At 70.7% G+C, this 23,443-nt stretch carries 19 protein-coding genes and 1 pseudogene; 12 read left to right on the top strand and 8 right to left on the bottom strand.

Going from position 1 to position 23,443, the window contains the following annotated elements; genetic code table 11:
• Positions 1–45: 45 nt before the first annotated feature.
• The gene (locus HKD39_RS12200; RefSeq protein WP_171200142.1) at positions 46–669 is read left to right on the top strand and encodes an L-threonylcarbamoyladenylate synthase; all 624 of its coding nucleotides are present in this window, start codon (positions 46–48) and stop codon (positions 667–669) included.
• Between the two features lie 123 nt (positions 670–792).
• Here the strand turns inward: HKD39_RS12200 and HKD39_RS20570 are convergent, their stop codons facing one another.
• Together HKD39_RS20570 and HKD39_RS12190 are read right to left on the bottom strand one after the other, a co-directional pair.
• A complete protein-coding gene (locus tag HKD39_RS20570; RefSeq protein WP_171200141.1) occupies positions 793–3,054 on the bottom strand; it encodes a cytochrome c oxidase assembly protein in 2,262 nt (753 codons plus the stop codon).
• A gap of 760 nt (positions 3,055–3,814) precedes the next feature.
• A complete protein-coding gene (locus tag HKD39_RS12190; protein WP_171200140.1) occupies positions 3,815–3,955 on the bottom strand; it encodes a hypothetical protein in 141 nt (46 codons plus the stop codon).
• 398 nt (positions 3,956–4,353) lie between these two features.
• Here HKD39_RS12190 and HKD39_RS12185 point away from each other — a divergent pair, with 398 nt between their 5' ends.
• Genes HKD39_RS12185 through HKD39_RS12170 form a run of 4 tightly spaced genes read left to right on the top strand, consistent with a single transcriptional unit; the run spans position 4,354 to position 9,279 of the window.
• Entirely contained in the window at positions 4,354–4,767 is a 414-nt protein-coding gene (locus HKD39_RS12185) for an ABC transporter substrate-binding protein (RefSeq protein WP_171200139.1), read from the top strand.
• A gap of 8 nt (positions 4,768–4,775) precedes the next feature.
• Positions 4,776–5,846 (top strand): FecCD family ABC transporter permease, encoded by a 1,071-nt coding sequence (locus HKD39_RS12180; protein ID WP_212754487.1) that lies wholly within the window; start codon positions 4,776–4,778, stop codon positions 5,844–5,846.
• Positions 5,843–6,907, top strand: a complete 1,065-nt coding sequence (locus HKD39_RS12175; RefSeq protein WP_171200138.1) for an ABC transporter ATP-binding protein — start codon at positions 5,843–5,845, stop codon at positions 6,905–6,907. The genes HKD39_RS12180 and HKD39_RS12175 overlap by 4 nt, the downstream gene beginning before the upstream one ends.
• Positions 6,904–9,279, top strand: a complete 2,376-nt coding sequence (locus HKD39_RS12170; RefSeq protein WP_171200137.1) for a heavy metal translocating P-type ATPase — start codon at positions 6,904–6,906, stop codon at positions 9,277–9,279. The genes HKD39_RS12175 and HKD39_RS12170 overlap by 4 nt, the downstream gene beginning before the upstream one ends.
• 2 nt (positions 9,280–9,281) lie before the next feature.
• On the opposite strand, the gene HKD39_RS12165 is transcribed toward HKD39_RS12170, so the two are convergent.
• Positions 9,282–11,249 (bottom strand): cytochrome c oxidase assembly protein, encoded by a 1,968-nt coding sequence (locus HKD39_RS12165; RefSeq protein ID WP_171200136.1) that lies wholly within the window; start codon positions 11,247–11,249, stop codon positions 9,282–9,284.
• A 267-nt stretch (positions 11,250–11,516) separates the two neighbouring features.
• Here HKD39_RS12165 and HKD39_RS12160 point away from each other — a divergent pair, with 267 nt between their 5' ends.
• Positions 11,517–12,398 (top strand): MOSC domain-containing protein, encoded by an 882-nt coding sequence (locus tag HKD39_RS12160; protein ID WP_171200135.1) that lies wholly within the window; start codon positions 11,517–11,519, stop codon positions 12,396–12,398.
• Positions 12,399–12,447: 49 nt separating this feature from the next.
• Here HKD39_RS12160 and HKD39_RS12155 read toward each other — a convergent pair whose 3' ends face one another.
• From HKD39_RS12155 to HKD39_RS19655, 4 genes and pseudogenes are all read right to left on the bottom strand, one after another.
• Positions 12,448–14,379, bottom strand: coding sequence for a putative bifunctional diguanylate cyclase/phosphodiesterase (locus HKD39_RS12155; RefSeq protein WP_212754486.1), 1,932 nt, complete (start codon positions 14,377–14,379; stop codon positions 12,448–12,450).
• 31 nt (positions 14,380–14,410) lie between these two features.
• Positions 14,411–14,863, bottom strand: a complete 453-nt coding sequence (locus tag HKD39_RS12150) for a DUF7793 family protein (RefSeq protein WP_171200134.1) — start codon at positions 14,861–14,863, stop codon at positions 14,411–14,413.
• A gap of 87 nt (positions 14,864–14,950) precedes the next feature.
• The gene (locus HKD39_RS18855; RefSeq protein WP_212754485.1) at positions 14,951–16,831 is read right to left on the bottom strand and encodes a TPM domain-containing protein; all 1,881 of its coding nucleotides are present in this window, start codon (positions 16,829–16,831) and stop codon (positions 14,951–14,953) included.
• Positions 16,832–17,208: 377 nt separating this feature from the next.
• Positions 17,209–17,601 (bottom strand): annotated as a pseudogene (locus tag HKD39_RS19655) (Fur family transcriptional regulator); the annotation flags it as partial.
• 115 nt (positions 17,602–17,716) lie between these two features.
• On the opposite strand from HKD39_RS19655, the gene HKD39_RS12135 reads away from it, so the two are divergent.
• From HKD39_RS12135 to HKD39_RS12115, 5 genes are all read left to right on the top strand, one after another.
• The gene (locus HKD39_RS12135) at positions 17,717–18,487 is read left to right on the top strand and encodes a DUF2020 domain-containing protein (RefSeq protein ID WP_343074695.1); all 771 of its coding nucleotides are present in this window, start codon (positions 17,717–17,719) and stop codon (positions 18,485–18,487) included.
• A 382-nt stretch (positions 18,488–18,869) separates the two neighbouring features.
• Positions 18,870–19,412 carry a peptidylprolyl isomerase gene (locus HKD39_RS12130; RefSeq protein WP_171200131.1) on the top strand — a complete coding sequence of 181 codons (543 nt, stop codon included), beginning with the start codon at positions 18,870–18,872 and terminating at the stop codon, positions 19,410–19,412.
• A gap of 69 nt (positions 19,413–19,481) precedes the next feature.
• A complete protein-coding gene (locus HKD39_RS20565; protein WP_171200130.1) occupies positions 19,482–20,534 on the top strand; it encodes a rhomboid family intramembrane serine protease in 1,053 nt (350 codons plus the stop codon).
• 66 nt (positions 20,535–20,600) lie between these two features.
• Positions 20,601–21,068, top strand: coding sequence for a MerR family transcriptional regulator (locus HKD39_RS12120; RefSeq protein ID WP_171200129.1), 468 nt, complete (start codon positions 20,601–20,603; stop codon positions 21,066–21,068).
• Positions 21,065–22,075: an aldo/keto reductase gene (locus HKD39_RS12115; RefSeq protein WP_171200128.1), complete on the top strand. Its 1,011-nt coding sequence runs from the start codon at positions 21,065–21,067 to the stop codon at positions 22,073–22,075. The genes HKD39_RS12120 and HKD39_RS12115 overlap by 4 nt, the downstream gene beginning before the upstream one ends.
• A 40-nt stretch (positions 22,076–22,115) precedes the next feature.
• Here HKD39_RS12115 and HKD39_RS12110 read toward each other — a convergent pair whose 3' ends face one another.
• Positions 22,116–22,916, bottom strand: a complete 801-nt coding sequence (locus tag HKD39_RS12110; protein WP_171200127.1) for an MBL fold metallo-hydrolase — start codon at positions 22,914–22,916, stop codon at positions 22,116–22,118.
• A gap of 77 nt (positions 22,917–22,993) precedes the next feature.
• On the opposite strand from HKD39_RS12110, the gene HKD39_RS12105 reads away from it, so the two are divergent.
• Positions 22,994–23,377 (top strand): MerR family transcriptional regulator, encoded by a 384-nt coding sequence (locus tag HKD39_RS12105; RefSeq protein ID WP_171200126.1) that lies wholly within the window; start codon positions 22,994–22,996, stop codon positions 23,375–23,377.
• Positions 23,378–23,443 lie beyond the last annotated feature (66 nt).

Below are 23,443 nucleotides of genomic sequence, written 5' to 3'. Positions count from 1 at the left end.
CGAGCGTATTCCGGTCGAAGGGGCTGGTGGGCTAGCGTCTGGAGAGTGGCCCGCTACCTCGATGTGCATCCGGACAACCCGCAACCGCGGGCCATCCGCCAGGCCGTCGGCATCATCCGCGACGGCGGCCTGATCGCCTACCCGACCGATTCCGGTTATGCGCTCGGTGCGCAACTCGGTAACGCCGAGGCCAAGGACCGCATCGTGCGTATCCGTAAGCTCGACGACAAGCATCACTTCACCCTGATGTGCCGCGATTTCGCGCAGCTCGGCCAGTTCGTACATCTGGACAACGCGGTGTTCCGGGCAGTGCGCGCCGCCACCCCCGGCAGCTACACCTTCATCCTGCCGGCAACCGCAGAGGTGCCGCGAAAGATGCTGCACCCCAAGAAGCGCACGGTCGGTGCCCGCATTCCGGACCATCCGGTGGTCAACGCGCTGCTGGCCGAGCTCGGCGAGCCGATGCTGACCTCGACGCTGCTGCTGCCCGGCCAGGCGGACCCGCCGATCAACGGCTGGGAGATCAAGGAAGAGCTCGATCACCAGGTGGACGCCGTGATCGACTCCGGTGTTGTCGGCCTCGAGCCGACCACCGTGATCGACTTCTCCGACGGCCACCCCGAAGTGGTGCGGGTGGGCGCGGGCGACCCGGCGCCGTTCGACTACTGAGCCCGCCGACCGATCATCGGCTCCGGAATCAGTTCAGTACTGAATCAGTTCAATACCGAATCATCCAAACCGAACCATTCAATACCGAGCCATTCAAGACTGAATCGTTCGGCTGCCGAGCCGTCAACCGCGCGGATCGCCGCGCTGGTAGGGGTCCGAGCCGTCACGCTGGTTCAGCTTGGCCAGCATGTCGTTGTAGGCGGCCAACTCCTGGTCCGGCCGACCGGCGGCGAACCGGCGATCGATGCGCCGCGACTCCCGCTCGTCGTTGCGGAACCACTGCGCTACCAGGGATACCACCACGATCGCGGTGGGAATGTCGGCCAACGCCCACGCGATGGCGCCGCCGAGCTTCTGATCGCTGAGCAGGTTCGTCATCCACGGCAACCCCAGCGAGTGGTAGTAGTCGCCGGCGATCAGCGTTCTCGAGTTCATCACGGTGAGACCGAAGATCGAATGGAACGGGATCGGCGCCATCAGCAGGCCGAGCCGGAACAGTGCCGGATAGCGGCGCGGCGCCGGGTCGACGCCGATCACCTGCCAGTAGTACAGATAGCCCACCAGCAGCAGGTGCAGGTTCATCGCCAGATGCCCGCCGTGGGTGGAGATCAGGAACCCGAACAGGCCGGTGAAGTAGATCGCGTAGAACGACCCGACAAACAGCGGGACGGCAAACCCCGGATGGCTGACGAACCGCACCACCCGGCTGTGCAGCAGTCGCAGCAACGCCTCCCGAAGACCGGGTACTCCGGTCCGTCCGGCCGGGGGAAGCACGCGCAGCGCCAACGTCAACGGGCCGCCCAGCACCAGCAGAATCGGAACCAGCATCCCGATCGACATGTGCAGGATCATGTGCAGCGAGAACTGGCTCAGCGCATAGCGATCCAGCCCGGACGAGGTGACCAGCAGCAACAACCCGGTGCCGCACAACCATGCGGTGGTGCGCTTGCCGGACCAGTGCACCCCGCGTCGTGCCAGCATCCGAACCCCGCGCAGGTAGAGCACCGCCGCCAGCACCGCGCCGCCGCCCAACAGCAGATCGAACCGCCAGTACCACAACAGCTTCCACAGTGTCGGCGGGCCGAACAGATCGAACCCGAGGATGCTCTGCGCCGCTGTCAGTTGGTGACCGGGGCCGGGTGGAACGATGACGCCGAGCGCGGCCGAGGCCCCGAAGGCGACCGCCAACAGGGCAACCTCGACAAGGCCGGCCCGCAGCGACCCGGCACGGCTGCGCGGCGGCGACCCCGGCGCACCGTGAAACCGCTTGCGTACCACCAGCAGTGCCGCCATGGCGACCACCGTCAGCCCGACGGTGAGCAGCAACAGCCGCCCATATGCCGACCGGAGCGGGCTGGTGCCCGACAGCCGCACCAGGGCCAACACCAGCCCGGACCCGGCCACCACCAGCGCTGCCACCGTCGCGGCGCTGCGGTACCGGCGCCACAGCGCCGCCATGACGGCGTCGGGCCCGGCCGCCGTGCCGTCGTCATGCGCCGGAGCGGTGCGGTAGGTGGACGCCGGGAGCCCTCGGTAGAGGATCGTCAGCACCGCCGCGAGCCCGCCCAGCCACACCGCGGCCGAGACCGTGTGCAGCAACGTGGCGTCGATGGCGTAGTCGCGGTTCCACGGGTCGGCGTTGTTGCCGATGAAGGCCCTCGGCACCAGCGCCCCGACCGCCGCCACCAGCATGACGACCCGCGCCGGTTCGCTGCCGCTGCCCAGCGACAGCAGCGCCACCATGGCGGCAAGACCCAGGCTGATCAGATAGCCGGTCTGAGCGCTGGCGAGATTGCCGAGTTCCGCGGCCATCCCCGGCCCCGACGGCTGCGGCAGACCACCCAGCAGCGCGATGCCGCCGGCCCGCTGCCCCCACACGTTGATCAGCAACAGCGCCGAACACGCCGCCCAACCGACCGCGGTCGCCCCGGCTGCGCGGCAGGCCCGCCGGATCGCCGGCGTCGCCGCGCCGGAATGCCGCGGCGGCAACCACAGCACGCCGACGCACAGCCAACCCACCGTCAGGGCTGCGGTCAGGTCGAAACCGAGCCGCACCAGGGCCAGCGTCAGCGCGCCGGCAGCGCCGTCGGTGGCTGCGCCAACGGACGCCCCGGCCCAGGCGCCCGCGGCCAACGCGGCGCCCCAGGCCAGTGCCGCGGCGGCGAGCACCGCAAGCAGCACCGACCAGCGACCACCTGGCCCCGTCCCGCCGGTGAGTGGTGTGCTGCCGGAGCTGCCGGCGTCGGCGGAACTCCCGGAGCCGACGCTGCTGAGATCGGCGACCCCTGGCTCGGAACCTCCGCTGGTGTGGCTGGCGAGGGTGGGGGTGCTGGGGGTTGGAGCGCTGGAGTGTCGAGCCTTGGAGGTTCGAAAGGTGCGAGTCACAGCCACCTCCCATCGGCTTGAACGTCAGCGGACCGGACTGTACCCCGCAGGCCGGTGCCATTTCGAGGCGGCGTCGGCCCGAAAGGTGTTGACAGCAAATGATTCCGGTGATCGATGTCGATACTGCTGGGGGCTACTGCTGCCGCGACTGCTGCGGCACCGGGCTCGGCACGGCGCCGGATGCGCTCGCCCGGACGACGCCGCGACGGGCCGCGGCCGCCGCGCCGGTGCCGCGCGCGGGACCGCCCCCGGCTCGGCGGGCCCGGCAACGACGCCGAGCGGCTCGGGAACTCGCCTGCGGCGCCGCCCGACTACCTGCCCGGTCGGCACAGCGGAAGTGGGTGCGGACCGGCGATGCGGTGCGCCCTGATCGATAGCCGAGCAACCGAAACATGAACACCGGTACCTGAAACACCGGTACCCGAGACCACCGATACCGAAATGAGGATCATGGCGTGAAGCGGCGCACTGTGCTGGCCCTGGCGTTGGTAGCTGTGCTGGGCGTGACCGCGGCCTGCGGTACCGACGACAGCAGTGCGACGGGATCCACCAGCGCCGCCCCGGCCACGTCGGGCCCTGGCAGCACGACGGCGAGCTCCGGCGGTACCGAAACCGGCCTCTCCGCCGGCCCGGGAAGCTCGGCCGGCGCGGGAAGCTCCGCCGGCGCGGCGAGTTCGGCGGGCCCGGCGAGTTCCGCCGGCGCGGCGAGTTCGGCCGGCGCGGCGAGTTCGGCCGGTTCCGGCGTCGCCGCGCCTGCCGGTTATCCGATGACGATCGAGAACTGCGGCCGCAGCGTCACCTTCTCGGCGGCGCCGCAACGGGTGCTGATCATGAACGGCAACTCCATGGCCGAGGCGCAGACCATGGTGCTGCTCGGGCTCGAGTCCGCGGTGTTCGCCAACGCCCAGCACTACGCGGTGAGTGACGCACCGGACATCTCGAGCAAGATCCAGGCGCTGCCGGACGGAGGCCTTACCCCGAACAAGAACCGCGACATCCCCGCCGAGCAGGTGCTCGCCGCCAAGCCCGATCTGGTGCTGGGCACATCTGCCGCCGCCTTCGACGCCAAGTTCGGCTTCGCCACCCGCGATCAGCTGGCCGCCGCCGGCATCAACAGCCTGATCAACCCGGCCAAGTGCGCGGCCGGAAACCCGGCCGCAAGCGCCGCCGAGAAGCAGGCCTACGCCGAACGGACGATCAGCAGCTCGTACCAGCTGATCACCCTGCTGGGCAACGTGTTTCAGGTACCCGACCGGGCCGCCGAGGTGATCGCCCACCTCCAAGAACCGGCTTGCCGCAGTGGCGGACAAGGTGAAGGGCCTGCCCACCAAGAACGTGCTGATCGCCTATCCCGGCATGTCGATGATGAACAGCAACGGGCTGCCGGCGGTGATGACCGGCAAGCTCTACGACGACATCCTCGCCGCCGCGGGGGCCCGCAACGTGTTCGCGGGCGCCGACACCGAGATGACCAGCAAACTGAACGCCGAGCAGTTCGCCGCCGCGGACGTGCAGCTGCTGGCCATCGGGCTGTTCACCGCGGACGACGATCTGAAAGACCTGGCCGGGCAACTGTTCTCGACATACCCACGCTGGCCCGCTGCCAGCGGGAACCAGTTCGTCCCGGTGGCCGACAGCGTTTACTTCGGCCCGCTCAACTACCTGGCGGTGGAGAAGATCGCGAAAGCCGTACACCCGGACGCCGACTGGTGACCTCGACGGTGCCGACGACCGTGGGAGCCGGTGACCCGGCGGCCCAGCCGCCGGCACCGCGGCGCCGCCCCCGGCGACCGGCGCTGCCCGCCGTCATCGTGCTGGTCGCGGTGCTGCTGGCGGCGATGGTGGCGGCCACCGCGATCGGCTCTGTTCCGTTGTCGCCGGGCACCGTGCTCGGCGTGCTGTTCGACCGGCTCACCCGGCGGCCGGCAGCCGACCCGCTGGCCGACCAGATCATCTGGGACATCAGGTTTCCCCGGGTGCTGGCCGGGGCGCTCGCCGGAGCCGGGCTGGCCGCAGCGGGGGTCTGCCTGCAGGCGTTGGTGCGCAATCCGCTGGCCGATCCGTACCTGCTGGGGGTGTCGTCGGGCGCGTCGTTGGGAGCGGTGCTGATGCCGGTCGCGGCACCGGCGGCACTGGCCGGCCTCGGGGTGACAGGGGCCGCGTTCGGCACCGCCTGCCTCACCGTCGTAGTGGTCTTCCTGCTGGCGCAGCGCGGCGGCCGGATGGCCGACCGGCGCCTCATTCTGGCCGGGGTGGCGGTGGCCTACCTGGCCAATGCCGTCACCTCGTTCGTGCAGTTGTCGATTGCCCCGGGCCAGCTGCAGGGCATCATGTTCTGGCTGATGGGAAGCCTGGCCGGGGTGCAGTGGACGGCGCTAGCGACGATGACACCGCTGGTGCTGTCCGGCATCGCGGTGCTGCTGCTGTCGGTGCGCGGACTGAACGGGATCGCGGCCGGCGACGACACGGCTTTCGGGCTGGGCATCAACGTGCACTGGTTCCGGATCCGGTTGCTGTTGGCCGGATCGCTGCTGACCGCCGCCGTGGTGTCGGCCGCCGGTGGCATCGGCTTTGTCGGGCTGGTGATTCCGCACGTCGCCAGGCTGCTGGTGGGCGGCGACCACCGGCGACTGCTACCGGTGGCGCTGCTGCTCGGCGCCGCCTTCATGGTGCTGGTCGATCTCGGGGCCCGCACCCTCGCCGCGCCCAGTGAGCTGCCGATCGGCATCATCACCGCGGTGGTCGGCGCGCCGTACTTCCTGTATCTGTTGCGCCGCAAGGAGATCGGATGAGAGCGGGGGAACCGGCGGCGCTGCGCCTCGACGGTATCGAGGTGACCTGTGAGGGCAGGCAGTTGTTGCGGCAGGTCGGGCTGTCCGTCGGTCGGGGCGAGGTGGTCGGGCTGCTCGGGCCGAACGGTGCCGGCAAGTCGACACTGCTGCGGGTGTTGTACCGGTCGCTGCGGCCGGGCGCCGGGTCGGTGCGGCTGACCGGCGACCCTGCCGCCACCGAGCCCGCTACCGACCCAGCCACCACCGACCCAGCCACCACCGACGGCGCCACCGCTGACGGCCAGCGCTCGGCCGATCTGCTGCGGCTGCCGCTGCGCCGGGTCGCGGCCCTGCGGGCCATCGTGCCGCAGCTGCCCGAGCACCCGGCATCGATGACGGTGCTGGAAACCGTTGCCACCGGACGTATCTCGATGGGCAGCCGGTTCGGTGGCCGGGCCGGAGCGGACGCCGAAGCGGCGGCAGCGACGCTGCGGCGGGTCGGACTAGACTGGGCGGTCGACCGGCAGGTCGGATCGCTGTCCGGCGGTGAGCGGCAGAAGGTGTTCATCGCCAGGGCGCTGTGTCAGGGTGCGCCGTTCCTCATCCTGGACGAGCCCACCAATCACCTTGACGTGCGATCGGCGCTGGAGGTGATGGAGCTGCTGTCCGAACTTGATGTCGGGGTGTTGGCCGCACTGCACGACCTCGACCATGCCGCCGCCTACTGCGACCGGGTGGTGGTGCTCGCCTACGGCGCCGTGGTGGCTCAAGGCGCGCCGGCGCAGGTGTTGTCGGATGCCCTGATCCGCAGGGTGTTCGGGGTGCGCGCGCAACTGCCGCCGCATCCGCTGACGGGAAGGCTGGCCGTCCAGCTGGCTCCAGTGGCCCGCGACTCGGGGCCGGACCAACCGGCAGGCGATGACCCGGCAAAAGCCCCAACGGCAACAGTTGGTACCGCAACAGCCGATACCGCAACCAGCGACACTGTGCCATCCCACCCGGCGACCTCCCACCCAGTGCCGTCCCACCCGGCGACCTCCCACCCGGCGAGAACCGCCACGGCGACGAGGATGTCGGTATGACGATCGACGTCACCGGCTCGACGCCAACCGGCGCCGGTTCGACACCACCGCAGACCGACGGCGCCACCAGCGATCCGCCGCCGCCGGCCGACCGGCGGGTGCGGCTGGCCGTCACCGGCATGACCTGCACGGCGTGCGCGGCCCGGCTGGAGCGCAAACTCGGCAAGGTGCCGGGCGTGCGGGCCTCGGTCAACTACGCCACCGGCACCGCCACCCTTGACGCGCCCGCCGAAGTACCCGACCAGCGACTGCTCGACACGGTGGCCGCCACCGGCTACGGGGCGACGGTCGCGGCACCGGGCGCGGTGGATCAGCGGTCGGTGGCCGACCGGCGCCACGCGAAGTCGTTGCTGCGCAGGCTGTTGGTGGCGCTGGTGTTGTTCTTCCCGGTGGCCGATCTGTCGCTGGTGGTGGCCCTGGTGCCCGGCGCCCGATTCCCGGGCTGGCAGTGGGTGCTGCTCGGTCTGAGCCTTCCCATCGTGACCTGGTGTGCGTGGCCGTTCCACCGGGCGGCGCTGAAGAACGGCGCACGGCTGACCGGCACCATGGACACCCTGGTATCGCTCGGGGTAGCGGTGGCGGCGGTGTGGTCGCTGGTCACGGCGTTCACCATGGACCCGAACGTGCCGGTGCCCAACGGGTTCTGGGGCGCGTTGACCCATAGCGGATCGATCTACATGGAGACCGCGGCCGGCATCACGGTGTTCGTGCTGGCCGGGCGGTACCTCGAGGCCTGGGCCAGAGCCAGGGCCGGCGACGCCGTGCGCCGGCTGTCCGAGCTGGCCACCCGCGAGGTGCGGGTGCTGCTGCCGAACGGGCAGCTGATGGAGATCCCGTCCCGAGAAGTCAAGCAGGGCCAGCGGTTCGTCTGCCTGCCGGGCGAGCGGGTGGGCACCGACGGGGTGGTACGCGATGGCACCGCCGGGGTCGACACCTCGGCGATGACGGGTGAGCACGTGCCGCGGCCGCTGCGCCCGGGTGACGACATCACCGGTGGCAGCCTGGTGGTTGACGGTCGGCTGGTGATCGAGGCCACCGCCGTCGGGTCGGACACCAGACTGGCCGCGATGATCGACCTGGTCGAGCAGGGGCAGGCCCGCAAAAGCGCCACCCAGCGGATGGTGGACCGGGTGTCTGCGGTGTTCGTGCCGGTGATCCTGGTGATCGCCGCTGCGACGCTCGCCGGCTGGTTGATCGCGGGAGAGCCGTTCAGCTGCGGGATGACGGCGGCGCTGGGAGTGCTGGTGATCGCCTGCCCGTGCGCGCTCGGGTTGGCGACCCCGGTGGCGCTGCTCGCCGCCGCCGGCCGCGGCGCCGTCAGCGGGCTGTTCGTCCGCGGACAGGACAGCCTGGAGACCGGGCGTCAGGTCGACACCGTTGTGCTGGACAAGACCGGCACGGTGACCAGCGGCCGGCTCACCGTTGTCGGTCAGGCCGAAACGGCCGACGCCCCAGGCGATTGGCTGCTGCTGGCCGCCGCGGCCGAGTCGGGATCGGAGCACAGCATCGCCGCGGCGGTGCTGGCCGCCACCGCCGAGCAGCACCCCGACGCGGAGCTGGCCGCTGCCACCGAGTTCCGCACCGTCGCCGGCCGCGGCATCAGTGCCGTGGTGGACGGGCACCAGGTGCTGGTCGGCTCGCCCGGCAGCATGGGCACCCGGTTGCCCGACGAGCTGCTGGAGGCGCTGACCCGGTACCAGGAAAGGGGTTTGACCACCTCGACCGTCTCCGTCGACGGCCGGGTGTGCGGCCTGCTGGCGTTGCAGGATTCGGTGCTGGACTCCGCGGCGCCCACCGTCGCCGCGCTGCAGGAGCAGGGCGTCCAGGTGCTGCTGGTGACCGGAGATCACCGCCGCGCCGCCGAGCGAGTGGCCAAGGCGATCGGGATCACCGACGTGCACGCCGGCGTCGGCCCCGAGCAGAAGGTGCAGCTGATCGGCGAGCTGCAGGCCGCCGGCCGCACGGTCGCGATGGTCGGCGACGGCATCAACGACGCTCCGGCGCTGGCCGCCGCCGACCTCGGTGTCGCGATCGGCACCGGCACCGATGTCGCCATCGACGCCGCCGACGTTGTGCTGCTGCGCGACGACCTGAACGGGGTTGTCGACACCCTGGTGCTGTCCGATCGCACCGTTGCCACCATTCGGCAGAACCTGTGGTGGGCCTTCGGCTACAACGTGGCCGCCGTGCCGGTGGCGGTGGCCGGATTCGCCAACCCACTGCTGGCCAGCGCGGCGATGGCGTTGTCGTCATTCCTGGTGGTGTTCAACAGTTTGCGGCTGCGCAAACTGCCGCTGCCCAGCGACAGCAGCCCGGCCAGGCCCGGCGTACCGGCGGCGCCCAGCGTTCCGGCGGCGCCGGCGCCGGTCTAGCGTCATGCCCGCCGGGTGAGCGCGGTGTCCGCGTCCTGACCCAGCATCCCCAGCGGCACCGAGCCGGCGCCGGTGGCGGGCCCGTCGTCGCGCTGACCGCGGTACCACTGCCAGCAGATCACCACGACGACGAGCAGCACCGGAAGCTGGCCGCCGACCCAGGCGATGACCCCGCCGAGCCGTTGGTCGGCCATCACCGACGGTCGCCAGCCGAGCTCCAGCGACCGGTAGAAGTCCGCCGCCAGCAACCGGTCAGAGCTCATCACGACGATCCCGAAGACGGTGTGGAACGGCATGATCAGCAGCAGCGCACCGAGCCGGGGGAGCACACCGGGGCGGCGGGGCAGCAGATCGACACCGAGCAGCGCGTTGTAAAAGAGGTAGCCGGTGGCCAGGAAGAACAGGTTCATCCCGAGGTGGCCCCAGTGGTACCGCAGAAAGGGATCGAGCACCGACGTCAGGTACAGCCCGTACAGCGCCAGCACATAGACGGCCGCGGCCACCAAGGGCTGCGACAGCCACCGCAGCACCCGGGAGCCGGCCAGCCAACCCAGCCAGCGGCGCGGGCCGCTCACCGGGCCGGGGCTCGGCCGAGAAGTCCTGGTGGCCAACCGGATCGGCTGGCCGCAAACCAGCAGAATCGGGGCGACCATGCTGAGCAGCATGTGCACCGCCATGTGCACGCTGAACAAGGCGCTACCGTAGGCCGAGGCACCGGAACTGGTGGACAGCAACCACACCGCGCAGCCGGCGAGGAAGCTCGCCGTCCGGCCCGCCGGCCAGCTCCGACCCGAGGTTCGGAGCCGCCGCACCGACACCAGGTACCAGCCGGCGGCAACGATCGCGGCCGACCCAAGTACCAGATCGAACCGCCAGAGCGTCGCCAGCGTGATCAGCGAGAAAGGCTTCGGTAGGTCGTAACCGATCAGCAACTCGTCGATGCTGGCGCCCGGATCGACGCTGGACGGCGCCGGCCGGGCGGCTGCCACCGCCGACGCGGCCACCGCCGCCAGCAGCAGCGCGGTCTGCGTCAGCAGTAACGCTCGGCCCGAGAATCGTGTTGCGGCAGCGGATCTCGACTCGGAGCGGCCATCCGGTCGCCGCAGCCACCACGCCAAGCCGCCGACACCGGCCGCCACCACCAGTCCCAGCCCGAGCCAGACCGCCCAGCGGTACTGCGCGCCCGTCGGGTCACGACCGGGCGCCAGCACGGCGATCAGCACCAGCCCGCTGACGGTGGCGGCGCCGGACGCGACCGCCGCGACCGTACCCACCCGGCGCGTCAGCGTCGCATCGAGAGCGCGGCCGGTGGCGGTGAGCTGCCGGAACGCGGCCCACAGCACCCCGATCCAGCAGCCGGCGGCCAGCACCTGCACGGTCGCCGCCGTCGTCCCCAGATCGTGCCCCGGCCCCTCGCCGGGGTTGCCGACCACCACCGACGCCACCAGCGCCAGCGCCGCCACCGCCAGCAGTCCGACCAACGCCGACCAGCCCAGCACGATGCGGGTGCCGACAGCGACTACCGCCGCCAGCAGCGCGGTGAGTAACCATGCCTTCGGCTGCTCGGAGGCCTGCACCGCCACCACCAACGATCCGCCGTCGGCGACCCGGCGGAGCGACAAACCGGATCCGGTCGCCGCGGTGAGCGGCACCATCGCCAGCGCGGTCACCGTCCAGCCCACCGACCACCGGCGCGCGCTGTCCAGCGCCCGGAAACCGTCCACCGACACTGTTGTCGCCGTTGCCGGCGCCGCCACGAACGCGGCATACAACAGCAGGCCGAGCGTCATCCCGCCGCCGGCGGCGGCGAGCGTCCGGACCGCGGCCGCGGCGCCGAGGGTGGCCGACCCCGGATCCGACAGGCCCACCGCGCGGAAGGCGTCGGTGGCGCCGGTCAGCACGAACAGCCAGCCGGTCGCCACTGCCAGGGCCGTCAGCGCAGCCAGTACCACCCATCGGCCTGCGCGCACCTGACGTCCGTCCTCTCTTGGCCCGGTTCGGCCGCTGTCGCTGCGTGTTTGCCCAGGGTGTTTGCCCGGTCGCGGTGTTTGCCCGGCCGCGTCCCGGGCCATGCTCGGGGTTGCCCGCGCCGCTGGCACGTGCCGTTGCTGGCGGCCCGGCGTCCAGCCAAGGTAGTCGCTGGACCTGAGGTGGCGGTTCCGGACCATCGGGGCTGCCCCGCCGCTGCTCGGGGACCGGCGGCGCGGCCGCATGGGCGGTGACGGCAGACTGAGCGGATGGAGATCACCGCGCTGAACCTGCACCCGGTCAAGAGCACGGCCATCCGCCCGGTGCGGGTGGCCGAGGTCGGCACCGCCGGGCTGGTGGGCGACCGGGAGTGGATGGTGGTGGATGACGCCGGCCAGGCGATCACCGCGCGGGAGTTGCCGACGCTGATGCGCATCGTCGCCGACACCCCGCAGACCGATCCGGACTGCCAGGTGCCGCTGCGGCTGTCGGCGCCCGGCATCGAAACCCTCGAGCTTGCCGCCGCCGCCGCGGCCGAACCGCTCACCGTGCGAATGTTCACCAGGCCGACCTGGCAGGCGCTGCGCGTCGCCGACGCCGCCGATGCCTGGCTCGGAGAAGTGTTGCAGCGCACCGATGTGCACCTGGTGCACTGCCATCGACCGGAGCAGCGGGAACTCGGACCCGAGCACAGCCGGCCCGGCGATCACGCGGCGTTCCAGGACGGCTACCCGGTGACGGTGATCGGCGCCGCATCGGTGCGGCAACTGGACGACTGGGTGGCCGAGCGCCGGCTGGAACTCGGCGAGGCCGAGTCGCCCGGCACCGGATCCATTCTCCCGCAACGCTTCCGGGCGAACATCGTGGTGTCAGGTGCGGAACCGTTCGACGAGGACGACTGGACCATGCTGCAGATCGGCGAGGTTCGGCTGCGCGGGGTGAAGAGCGTTGACCGCTGCGTAATGACCACCATCGACCCGACCACCCTGCAGAAGGGCAAGGAACCGATCCGCACCCTGGCCAGGTACCGGCGCTGGGACGGAAAGACGTGGATCGCACGGCATCTGATCCCTGACCGGCTCGGGCGGCTCAGCGTCGGCGATCGAGTGGAGGTGACCGAACGCGCTGCCGGTGCGGTGAGCGTCGGCTGACGCCGGCGCTCTGCACCGGCGCCGGGTCGGAGCCGGAACCGGGTGCTGCTCAGCGTCCGCCGTCCGGCCCCCTGGCGAGCCTGGCCTGCAGTGCCAGCCGGCTGGTCATCGCCTCGGGAGACATCGGCCGGCCGAAGTAAAACCCCTGGGCCCGTTCGCATCCCAGATCGAACAGCACCTCGGCCTGTTCGCGCTCCTCGACGCCCTCCACCACCGCCCGGCAGCCGACCGAATGGATCAGCTGCAACACGGCACCGACGAACACCCGCTGCCGGGGATCGTCGGTCACCTCGGTGATCAGCGAGCGGTCGACCTTCACGGTGTCGACCGGGAGCTGGCGTAGATAGGCGATCGATGAATAGCCGGTGCCGAAATCGTCGATCTCGAGGCTGACGCCCAATTCCTCGATGCCCTTCAGGGCCAACAATCCGGCGACATCCTGGCTCATCAGCGCGGTTTCCGAGATCTCAAGGGCGAGCCGGTTGGTCGGCACGCCGAACCGTTCAAGGTTGTCCCGCAGGTACTCCGACAGGCCCGGCCGGCGCAGCTCCACCGGCGATACGTTCAGGTAGACCCGGAAATCGTCATCGTCGAGCAGCGACTGCCACTCGCTCACCTGCTTGATCGCCGCCTCGGCCACCCAGTAGCCCAGATCCACCACCAGCCCGGAATCTTCCGCCACCGGGATGAAGTCGTCCGGCATGATCAGCCCGCGGTGTGGATGGTGCCAGCGCACCAGCGCCTCGACGGCAACGGTACGGCCGCTCGCCAGGTCGACGATCGGTTGGTACACCAGGCGCAACTCGCTGCTGCGAATGGCGCTGCCCAGCTCGGACACCACCCGCAGCCGCCGCTGCACCATGCTGTGCATCGATTCCTGATACACCATGGCACGGCCGCGGCCCGAGGTCTTGGCTTCGTACATCGCGGTATCGGCGTCGCGGAGCAGCATGTCGGTGGTCTCGCCGGCCGCGCCCACCCTGATGCCGATGCTGGCCAGCGCCCACACCGATCGACCGTGCACCAGCAGCGGTTCCTTGAGCGACTCCAGCGCGGCGGCCGCCACCTCTTCGGCCTGCTCGGCGGTGGTATCGGGGATCACCAGCGCGAATTCGTCGCCACCCAGCCGGGCTACCGTGTCCATCGGTCGCGCCACCGTGCTGAGCCGGCGCGCCACCTCGACCAACACCGCGTCACCCGCGGTGTGCCCGAGGCTGTCGTTGATGGTCTTGAACCCGTCGAGGTCGAGCAGCAGCACCGCGGGGAAGCGGGCGCCGCGTTCGCCCCAGGCCAGCGCCTGCGCAATCCGGTCGCCGACCAGCGAACGATTCGCCAAGCCCGTCAACGGATCTCGCAATGCCAGCCGTTCCAGCTCGGACTGGGCCTGCCGCAGCATCTGGGTCCGTTCGGCCACCCGGCTCTCCAGATCGCCGTACACCTCCTGCAGTTCCTCGGCGAGCATGTTGATGCCGGTGATCACCGCGTCCAGCTCGTCGTGCGCATGCGAGGGTTCCAGTCTGGCATCGAGCCGCCCGGTGGCCAGGTCGACGATGAGCTGCAGCACCTGCGCCATGCGCTGATCGGTGGCCTCGGTGTCTGCGGTGCCCGAAGTGCTTGCGGTGCCCGAAGTGCCTGCGGTGCTTTCGGTGTCGGGGCTGCCCTGGGTGTCGGGGGCGGTTGGGATGCCGGCAGTACCGGCAAATCCGGACGGTGCGGATGTGCCGGACGACGCGCGCTTGCGCCGGGGTTTCGGTGTTTCGGGCTGGTGGGTTTCGGGCTGGTGGGGTTCGGGCTGGTGGGGTTCGGGCTGTTGCGGTGCTGGCTGCTCGGCGTCGGGTTGCCGTTGGTCCGGCCGCTCGGCGTCGGGTGGTTCGGTGGCCGGCGGCTTGACCATTCGCCGCTTGGCCGCCGGCTGCTTCGGGATCTTCGGCTCGGCATCCGGTTGCGGCACGTCGGCCCGGCCGGCCCGATCGTGCTTCACGGCGCCCTTTTTCCGGGTGCGGCGGGGCTGATCAGAGCTCATCGGGTTCTCGTAACCAGCGCAGGGCAGCCGCCTCGTCGTCGAAATACCTGGTGGGCAGCGGCAGGTCGGTGAGACCGATGGCGAAGTTCGCTATCACCCGGTCCACCGGGCTGCGGCCCAGCAGGGCGATCTTGTTCGCCGCGGTCTGCGCGGCCCACTCGGCGTAGGTACCGCGGCCGATGCGGTGAATGCCGGCGAGGCTCACCAGCAGCGGCAGCCGCCGGTCGCCGGCGAGGTCGGATGCCTTGGCCACCGCCAACCTGGCCAGCTCCGCGGTGATCTCCTGTTGGCTCGGCCAGACGCAGTGCAGCACACCTGTGTCGTCCAGCCAGATCCGAACGCCCGCGTCCGCCAGCTGTTGGGTTGCCGACACCGCTACCGGCCGGCCGATGGCGGCGTTCACGGCGCGCTCGGGCGGCTCACCCGAAATGTTGTGCGCCACAGCCGATTCGTTTCCATAGCCGTCCGGACCCACCCGCTGGCCCAGCTGCTGAGCCACCGGTCTGCCCGGTTACCGATGCGCGTCCGGTCACCATTTGCCGGCGCTTCCCCCGCCGCCACCGCCGCCGCCGAAGCTGCCGCCGCCGCCGCGCGACCACGATCCGCCGCCACCGCCGCCGAATCCGCCGCCACCACCCCAGCCGCCGCCGCGGCTGCGGCCACTGCCCATCGAGCTGCCGATGACCCAGCCGAGCCAGCCGGCGCCGACGGACCCGCTGCGGCCGCGGCGGTAGCCGCGGGCATAGCCGTCGTCGTAGGAGCCGCCGCCACCGCCGAAGCCGCCACCGCCGTAGCGTTGGTCCCATTCCTGTTGCCGGCGTTGCCGTTCGGCCTCCTGCCTGGCCCGCTCCGCTTCGCGTTTGCGGGCGTCCTCCAGGGCGGTGAGCTGGTTGTCGGCGTTGGCCTGGGCGGCGCGCAGGTCTTTGTCGATGGTCGTCAACTGCAGCACGCCGGTGTCGGCGTCGAGCTGGCCTTCGCGGACCTGGTTCTCCAGCTGGTCTATGCGCAGTGCGATGCCGTCCGGGACGGTGGCGCTGGCCGTTGCCTTGAGCTCGCCGATCCGCCGCAGCGTGCCCTGCACCCGGTCGGCGCGGCTGCGAACCCGGTCGACCAGCCGGGCCCAGGCGACGGTCCAGTCGCGGCCCTGCGCGATGACCGTGATGCGCTCCTCGATCGACGAAACATCGGCCTGGATCTTGGTGATCTCCTTGGCCGCCGCGTACGGATCATCAACGCTGCCAACGGCATTCAGCTCGGCGTTGGCGGTGGTGAGGTCGTTCGCCAGCGTTTGGCGGACCTGCAACTCGGCATTGCTCACCGGGGTAGGCAGCGAAGGGGCTGTCAGCTTGGTGCCAGCTGCCTGATTGCTGCCGCCGCCCTGCGAGTCGCCGGCCCGGGAGTCGGCGGCCTGCGAGTCGCCGCCCTGCGAGTCGGTGGCTGCACCCGCTGCGGCCGCGGTGTCCGGCGCCGGTGTCGGAGCGTCCGACTGGGCGCCGTTACCGGCGGTGATCAGTTGGGCCTGGTTCACCCTGGCCCGCAGCGACGACACCGCGATGCCGTTCTCGGCCGCCTGGGCCTGCTTGCGGCGCTGCTGCTCCGCCTGCTCGGCCTTGGTCCTGCGGCTGTCCCGCAGCCGCGTCGCGCCGCTGTATCCCAGCAGCGCCACTCCGGCCCCGCCGAACACAAGCCAACCGGTGTAAGACTTCTCGCCGGGATCGGACGGAATGTCGGAGGTGGGCGCGGTGCCGCGCATCGCCTGCCCGACCATCTCGACCCCGTCGAGCAGACCCTTGCCGAAGTCGCCGGCCCTGAACCCGGCGGACATAGCGCCGCGGATGGCGTCCGCCGAGCTGCACGCGTTCACCGCCGAACCGCACTGCACCATGGAATCGCGTGCCGTCGGGGCGACGGCGAGGATAACCGCATCGGGCTGCCAGCCGGACCCGGTCCAGCCGACGCGGCTGCCCTGATCGCGCATCCACTGCTCGATCATGCTGCGGTTCGGGTCGCCGGAATAGCTGGCCGTCACCACGTACAGCCGTACTGCCTCCGGCAGATCCGCTGCGGCGTCCTCGATCTGGCGCTCGTCGCTACGGGAGAGCACACCGGCGTCGTCGACGATGCTGACCTGGGTACTGGTGACGGTGCCCGCGGCCGGCGCCGCCGGGTGGGGTTCGGCGTGCGGTGCCGAGATCACCGAGACACCCGCGGTCGGCGCCGCGGCCGCCGGCCCGGCGACCAGCAGCGGCACCACCGCGGCCACCCCGGCGGCAGCGGCGGCCACCGTCATCCTGGCAGCGGTACCGCGCCACCCGCGCGTGCCGCAGATGCCGGGTGCACCGGCCCGCGACGGCGCACCCGACCGGTCGCCGACAGCGGTCGGTCGCGACGCCTGACCGGGAAACTCCATGCGGAAAGGGTAGGCGACCGATGCGGGTCAACAGACTGTTTGCCGCGGGCAGTTTGACCGCACGCGAGTCGCAGCGGCCATCGAGCCCGGCCCCGGCAACCCGATCGGGTGAGCAGGTTTCGGACGGTGAACGAGTCCGCCGTCGTGTCGATCGCGCGGGTGCTCAGGGCTGGGTCGGCGCCGGTTCGGCACGGCTGGAGACCTGGTCGGGCACCGGCTATGTGCTGTTCCGGGGGCTGGGCGGTTCCGGGGGCTGGGCTGGTTCAGCGGCTGGGCGGTTTCGGGGGCGGGCTGGTTCAGGGGGTGGGCTCGACCGGGCGCTGCGGTGCAGGGTCGGCGGTGGCATCCGGAATGTCGCTGTCGGCCGGCCGGCCGGAGCGTTCGGCGTGGCAGCGCGGGCAGACACCGAACAACTCGATCTCGTGGTTGATGTCGGTGAAGCCGTGCTCCTCGGCCACCGCCCTGGCCCAGCGCTCGACGCCGGGCGCCTCGACCTCTTCGGTGCTGCCGCAGATCCGGCACACCAGGTGATGGTGGTGCTGGCTGTCGGCGCACTGCCGGTACAGCACCTCGGTGCCCTTGCGGACGGTGTCGAGGTCGCCGGAGCCGGCCAGATCCTGCACCGCGCGATAGACGGTGGCCAGGCCGATCCCCGAGCCCTGGGCGCGCAGCGTGGCGTGCAGCTCCTGCGCCGAGATGAACTCGTCGGTGCCGGTCAACGCCTGCAGGATCTCCGCGCGCTGGTTGGTGTTGCGTCGTCTGGTCGTCACGGCCCGTCCTTCCCCTCGCCGTCGAGGGTACTGCGACGGCCGCCCGCGTCGCGTTCGGCCGAGCTCGGCAGGGGTTGGGTGGGTGCGCCGGCCCTGCGCACGCGACACTGAGCGGGTGAAGACGTTGCTGAGCGGGCGCGGCGGGCCGGTCGGGTCGGCGGCGCTGGGTTGCGTGCTGGTGCTGCTGGCGTCCGGGTGCGGCTCGCGGTCGGATTCGGGAACGAGCGGGGCGGCCGGCACCACCGTCGTCGGTACCGTCACCCGCACGTCCGCGCCGATCACCATCACCCAGACGGTGGACGCTGGTTCTGAGGGCGCGGCTGGTTCTATGGGCGCTGAGTCTGTGGGCGCGGCTGGTTCCGCGCGAGTGGCGGGCGCTGGGTCGAGCGCCACCGCCGCCCAGGGCGCCACTGCCGCCCAGAGCGCCACGGCCCCGAGCACGACGCTGCCCGAGTCGGAAACCGGCACCTGCCCGTACCTGCCGGACGACGAACTGATCCTGATGACCGGCCAGCGCAACGGCCCCACCAAAGTGATCAAGACCGGTCTGGCCGCGCCCGGCGGCGAGGCGCCGATCTGCGTCTTCTACCGCACCAACGGCGACTGGATGGCCACCGTCCGACCGTTCCAGACGCCGTCGCCGGCGAGCGCGGTGGCCGCCGTTGACGCCCGGATCCCGCCGAAGTCGTCGTCCCCGGGCGACCGGCCGGCGGGCTGGGCCGGCGGCTACCAGCGGCTGCCGGACGGCGCCGACGAGTGGCCGGACGCCCGCTCGGTGTACGGGGTGAGCAAGGGCGGCCACGCGGTGATCGCCTGGACCAACCGCGATCAGACCATCAAGGCCCGGCGCATCGTCGAGGCCAGCATCGCCGCGCTGAAGTGGTGAGGCTGGGATTCATCAAACGCTGCAGCAGTGGCGCCTGGCGGGTGGATTCGGGCTGAGATCGCGCACTGATGCAGCAGGTGATGAATCCGGCTGGCTGACGGCCGGCTCAGGGCGGGGCGGGGCGGGCGTCGCGGCGGAAATTCAGCGGCGAAACACGGCGGAAATTCAGCGGCGGAAATTCAGCACTGCCGACAGAACCGGCCGATTTTCTGGCGCACCGGGCCAGTCGGGCACGGGATTGTCGGCCCAGCTGAATCCGCGGCTGTTGAAGCCCGCGGCGGCAGCGGTCGCCGAGGCGTCACGAGGCCCGACGCGGGCGTGCGGGCAGGCTCTCGACCTGCGTCGATGCGACCTTGGCCGCCGGACGTGCCAGGATTGAGGGGTGAGCCCGACATCTGCCACCCTGCACACCAACCGCGGCGACATCGTCATCGAGCTGTTTGGAAATCACGCTCCCAAGACGGTGGCCAACTTCGTCGGCCTGGCCGACGGCACTCGCCCCTACTCCACCACCAACGCCTCCGGCGGCACCTCGGGGCCGTTCTACGACGGCGTGATCTTCCACCGGGTGATCGACGGCTTCATGATCCAGGGCGGCGACCCGACCGGCACCGGTCGCGGCGGCCCCGGCTACGAGTTCGCCGACGAGTTCCACCCCGAACTGAGCTTCGACCGCCCGTACCTGCTGGCGATGGCCAACGCCGGGCCGGGCACCAACGGCTCGCAGTTCTTCATCACCACCGGGAAGACCCCGCACCTGAACTTCAAGCACACCATCTTCGGCGAGGTGAAAGACCCGGCAAGCAAAGAGGTGGTCGACAGCATCTCGTCAACCCCGACGGACCGGTTCGACCGGCCGGAGGACGACGTAGTGATCAACTCGATCTCCGTCACCGATCCGGACTCCCCGGCCGCCGACCAGTAACACCCGCCCGTCGCCTGCCGCCGGACCTCGCGCCGGCAGGGCGGACGGGGCCAGCCCGAGAGGATCCCCGTGACCACACCGCCGTACCCGCCAGGTTCACCGACACCACAGGGTGGGAACGAGCGGCAACAGAGTGGTTACGGCGGCTATGCACCCTCGGGCGGCGGCTGGCCGTCCGGCTACGGCGCGCAGGACGCCCGAGGCGCGCAGCCACTGGCCGGGCAACAGGTGTGCAGCTGGCACCCGGACCGACCCACCGGGCTGCAGTGCAGCCGCTGCGGCCGGCCCGCGTGTCCGTCGTGCCTGACCCACGGCAGCGTCGGCCAGCAGTGCCGGCAGTGTGTCGCCGAGCAGCAGCCGGCGGCGGCCAGAACCATCTCCGGTTCGAAACTCGGTGAGCAGCCACTGGTTTCGTACGTGCTGATCGGCATCAACGTTGTGGTGTTCATCATCACCGCACTGCAGGTGCGCAGGCTGTCGCTGTCGCTGTCGGACGGCAGCGCGTTCTTCTCGTCGCAGCTGTTCGACGCCGGCGCGCTGATCCCGATCAACGTCGGGGCCGGCGAGTACTGGCGAGTCTGGACCAGCGGGTTCCTGCATCTCGGCGTCGCGCACATCGCGATGAACATGCTCTCGCTGTTCTTCATCGGGCCGCCGCTGGAACGGGTGCTCGGCCGCTGGCGCTTCCTCGCCGTTTACCTGCTGTCGCTGCTGGGCGGATCGGCGCTGGCCATGGTGGCGTCTGCCCCGGTGTCGGTGTCGGCCGGTGCGTCCGGCGCCATCTTCGGCATCCTCGGCGGTCTGGCTGTTGCCTTCAAACGCATGAAGGCCAACATGCAGCAGATCCTGATGGTGCTGGTGCTCAACATCATCTTCAGCTTCTCCATCGCCGGGATCTCATGGCAGGCGCATATCGGCGGCCTGATCGTCGGTGCGGCCGCCACCGCCGCCATGGTCTACGGGCCGCCCGAGCGCCGTAAGCAGCTGCAGATCGGTGCCTGTGTCGGCCTTTTGGTGGTGTGCGCTGCCATCATCGGCGTCCGCGGAGCCAGCCTGCCCGACGGCAAATGCGTTTACCAGGACGGCCTCTCCGGCACCGGCCTGTACTGCCCCCGGCTGTGACGCCGCCCACCCTTGGGGAGATTCGCGCTTGCCTTTGAGCGCGCTCGAAGCTCTAGCGTTTCGGGCATGGCCACCGACGAGCTGATGCGCAAGGCACTGGATGCCATCGGCGAACCCGACAGTCCACTGGTGAAAGAGGTCTTCGACCGGCTACTCGCCACCGAGCCGCCGGACGGGCCGATGACGGTGCAGCAGCTCGCCGAGCTGCTGGACGTCTCGCCGCACACCCTGCGCTACTACGAGCGGATCGGCCTGGTCGAGGTCGACCGGGACGCTTCCGGGTACCGCAGTTACCGTCCGGAAGCGGTGCGGCGCATCGTCTTTCTGACCCGCATGCGGCTGTCCGGGATGCCGATCCGCGACCTGCAGCACTACGTGCAGCTGGTCGATGCCGGCGACGACACCGTGCCGGAACGGCTGGACATGCTGCTGGAGCACCGGGACACCATCCGCCGGCAGATCCGCGAGCTCACCCTGTCGCTGGCCGCCACCGAATACAAGATCGCCACCTACGGAGGTAGCACCGCGCCATGACAACCACCGACCTGACCGTTCCCCGCCGCCGCATCGCCGACCTCGACGTCTCGGCTGTCGGGCTCGGTTGCATGGGCATGAACTTCGGCTACGGCGCCACCGCCGCCGACGAGGCCGAGGCGATTGCCACCCTGAACGACGCCATCGACATCGGCGTCAACTTTCTCGACACCGCGGACATGTACGCCGCCGGCGCCAACGAGACGTTGCTCGCCCGGGTGCTGGCCGATCGGCGCGACCAGGTGGTGCTCGCCACCAAGGTCGGCATCACCCTGGGCGACGACGGATATCCGAACGGCACCAACGGTTCTGCCGAGTACGTGCGGGCGAGCATCGACGGCTCGTTGCGGCGGCTGGGGGTCGACACCGTCGACCTGTACTACCTGCACCGGGTCGACCCGCAGGTACCGGTGGAGGAAACCATCGGCGCGATGGTCGAACTGGTTGCCGCCGGGAAGGTGCGCCGGCTCGGGATCTCCGAAGCATCGGCCGGCACGCTGCGGCGGGCCAGCGCCGTGCATCCGATCGCCGCACTGCAGTCGGAGTGGTCGATCTTCAGCCGGGACATCGAGGATTCGGTGGTGCCGGCCGCGCGCGAACTGGGCATCGCGATCGTGCCGTACAGCCCGCTGGGCCGCGGCCTGCTCACCGGGTCGGCCGCCGCCGCTGCGCCCGGCGACAACGATTTCCGCACCACCCTGCCGCGGTGGCAGGGCGAGAACCTGACGGCGAATCTCGCTCTGGTGCAACGCATCAGGGAAATCGCCGACGCTCTTGACGCCACCGCCGGCCAGGTGGCCCTTGCCTGGCTGCTGGCCCAGGGCGACGACGTGATCCCGATCCCGGGCACCAAGCGGCGCCGCTACCTGCGGGAGAACGCCGCAGCCACCGCGCTGAACCTACCCGCCGACGCGCTTGCCGAGTTGTCGGCGATGCGTGCCGCCGGCGACCGGTATCCGGATATGGACTGGGTGGCCGGCGAGACCATCGCCGCGCCTTCGGCGTGAGACGGCGTGATCCGGCCGGGTGACCGCCGGGTCGCGGGGTTCACGGTGCATGGCTGCTGACGATGCGGACCTTCGGGTCGGCGGCGAGCCGCACCAGAGCCCGCTCCGTCTCGATGCGGGCAGCGCGGTCGTGCTGGGTGGCTTCCACAAACGCGGCAACCGCCGCTGGTGGCGTTGCGCCACGAAGTTGATCCTGATGGAACACGGCGTCACCCACGTGCAGCTGCGCCGGCCGGCCTGGTAGCTCCACCAGCACCCCGCTGTGTCCGGCGGCGTGGCCAGGCAGGTCCACCAGCCGCAGTGGCGCATCGAGCCCTATCGGGTGCCAGGTCGGCAGGCCGCGCCACTCCGCGCCCGGCGTCGGGCCCGGTGCCCATCGGATGCCGTGTTCCCATTGCGCGGCAACGCCTGTCAATCGTTCGTCTTGCGCTCGCTGCGGCTCACCGGTTGTTGGCGAGCCGGTCACTGCCGAGCCGGTCACTGCCGAACGGAGCAGCGGATGGGCGTGCACCCGGGCACCGGGAAAGTCGGCGAGACCACCGACGTGATCACGATGCTGGTGGGTGAGCACGATGTCCGTCACCCCCGCCGGATCGAGACCCAGAGCGGGCAGTCGGCGCACCAGCGTCTCGTCCGGGGCCAGATCGGGTTTGGCCATGCGCAGCCAGTCGGCGCCCAGCCGTCCGACCGGGTCGGCAATGTCGGCAAGGCCGATGCCGGTGTCAACAGCGACGATGCGCTCGCCCAGGTCGAGAACCCAGCAGCGACAGATGAAATGGCTGCTGCCCCAGTCGCCGTCGCCGGGTCGAAGGGTGCCGGCGTTGACCTCGAAGAGTTGCATGAAGCGCACGGTAGGGCTTCAGGTCGACCTGAAGTCAACATGGTTGGTGCGCGCCCGTGCTGGCACAATCCGGTGCTGTGTACACCGTTGGGGAAGCCGCCGAACAACTCGGCGTCCGGTCTCATGTGTTGCGGCATTGGGAAGACGTCGGTGTGCTGGTACCGCAGCGCAGCGTTTCCGGGCACCGCCGGTACGACGACGGCGCGGTCGCCAGAGGCCGCGTCGTGCAGCGCTGCCAGGCGGTCGGCATGACGCTGGAGCAGATCCGGCAGTTGCTGGACGGCGACCGCCGCTCGCGCCGGACGCTGGTCGACGCGAAACGGGCGCAGCTGCACGAACAGCAGCAGCAGATCGGCGCCGCCATCGCGTTCTTGGACCACACCCTGCAGTGCCGGCACCGACTGATCGACAATTGTCCGGAGTGTCGGGACTTCGCCGGGTTGTCCAGCGGCTCCGGCTGACCGAACTCGATGCGGGGGACGCGCCGCGAAAGCCGTTGCGGTTGAACCGGGCTCGCGGATCGGTGA

The sequence above is a fragment of the Nakamurella aerolata genome (assembly GCF_013002705.1).
In the GTDB taxonomy this organism is placed as follows: Bacteria; Actinomycetota; Actinomycetes; order Mycobacteriales; family Nakamurellaceae; genus Nakamurella; species Nakamurella aerolata.
Note: the sequence above shows the minus strand (reverse complement) of the source record. Positions and strands in the feature narration are given on the sequence as shown.

Coding starts and splice junctions, on each gene's coding strand:
- HKD39_RS12170 (WP_171200137.1), top strand. CDS start 6,904: ATGACGATCGACGTCACCGGCTCGACGCCAACCGGCGCCGGTTCGACA.
- HKD39_RS12120 (WP_171200129.1), top strand. CDS start 20,601: ATGGCCACCGACGAGCTGATGCGCAAGGCACTGGATGCCATCGGCGAA.
- HKD39_RS12160 (WP_171200135.1), top strand. CDS start 11,517: ATGGAGATCACCGCGCTGAACCTGCACCCGGTCAAGAGCACGGCCATC.
- HKD39_RS18855 (WP_212754485.1), bottom strand. CDS start 16,831: ATGGAGTTTCCCGGTCAGGCGTCGCGACCGACCGCTGTCGGCGACCGG.
- HKD39_RS12115 (WP_171200128.1), top strand. CDS start 21,065: ATGACAACCACCGACCTGACCGTTCCCCGCCGCCGCATCGCCGACCTC.
- HKD39_RS12110 (WP_171200127.1), bottom strand. CDS start 22,916: ATGCAACTCTTCGAGGTCAACGCCGGCACCCTTCGACCCGGCGACGGC.
- HKD39_RS12175 (WP_171200138.1), top strand. CDS start 5,843: ATGAGAGCGGGGGAACCGGCGGCGCTGCGCCTCGACGGTATCGAGGTG.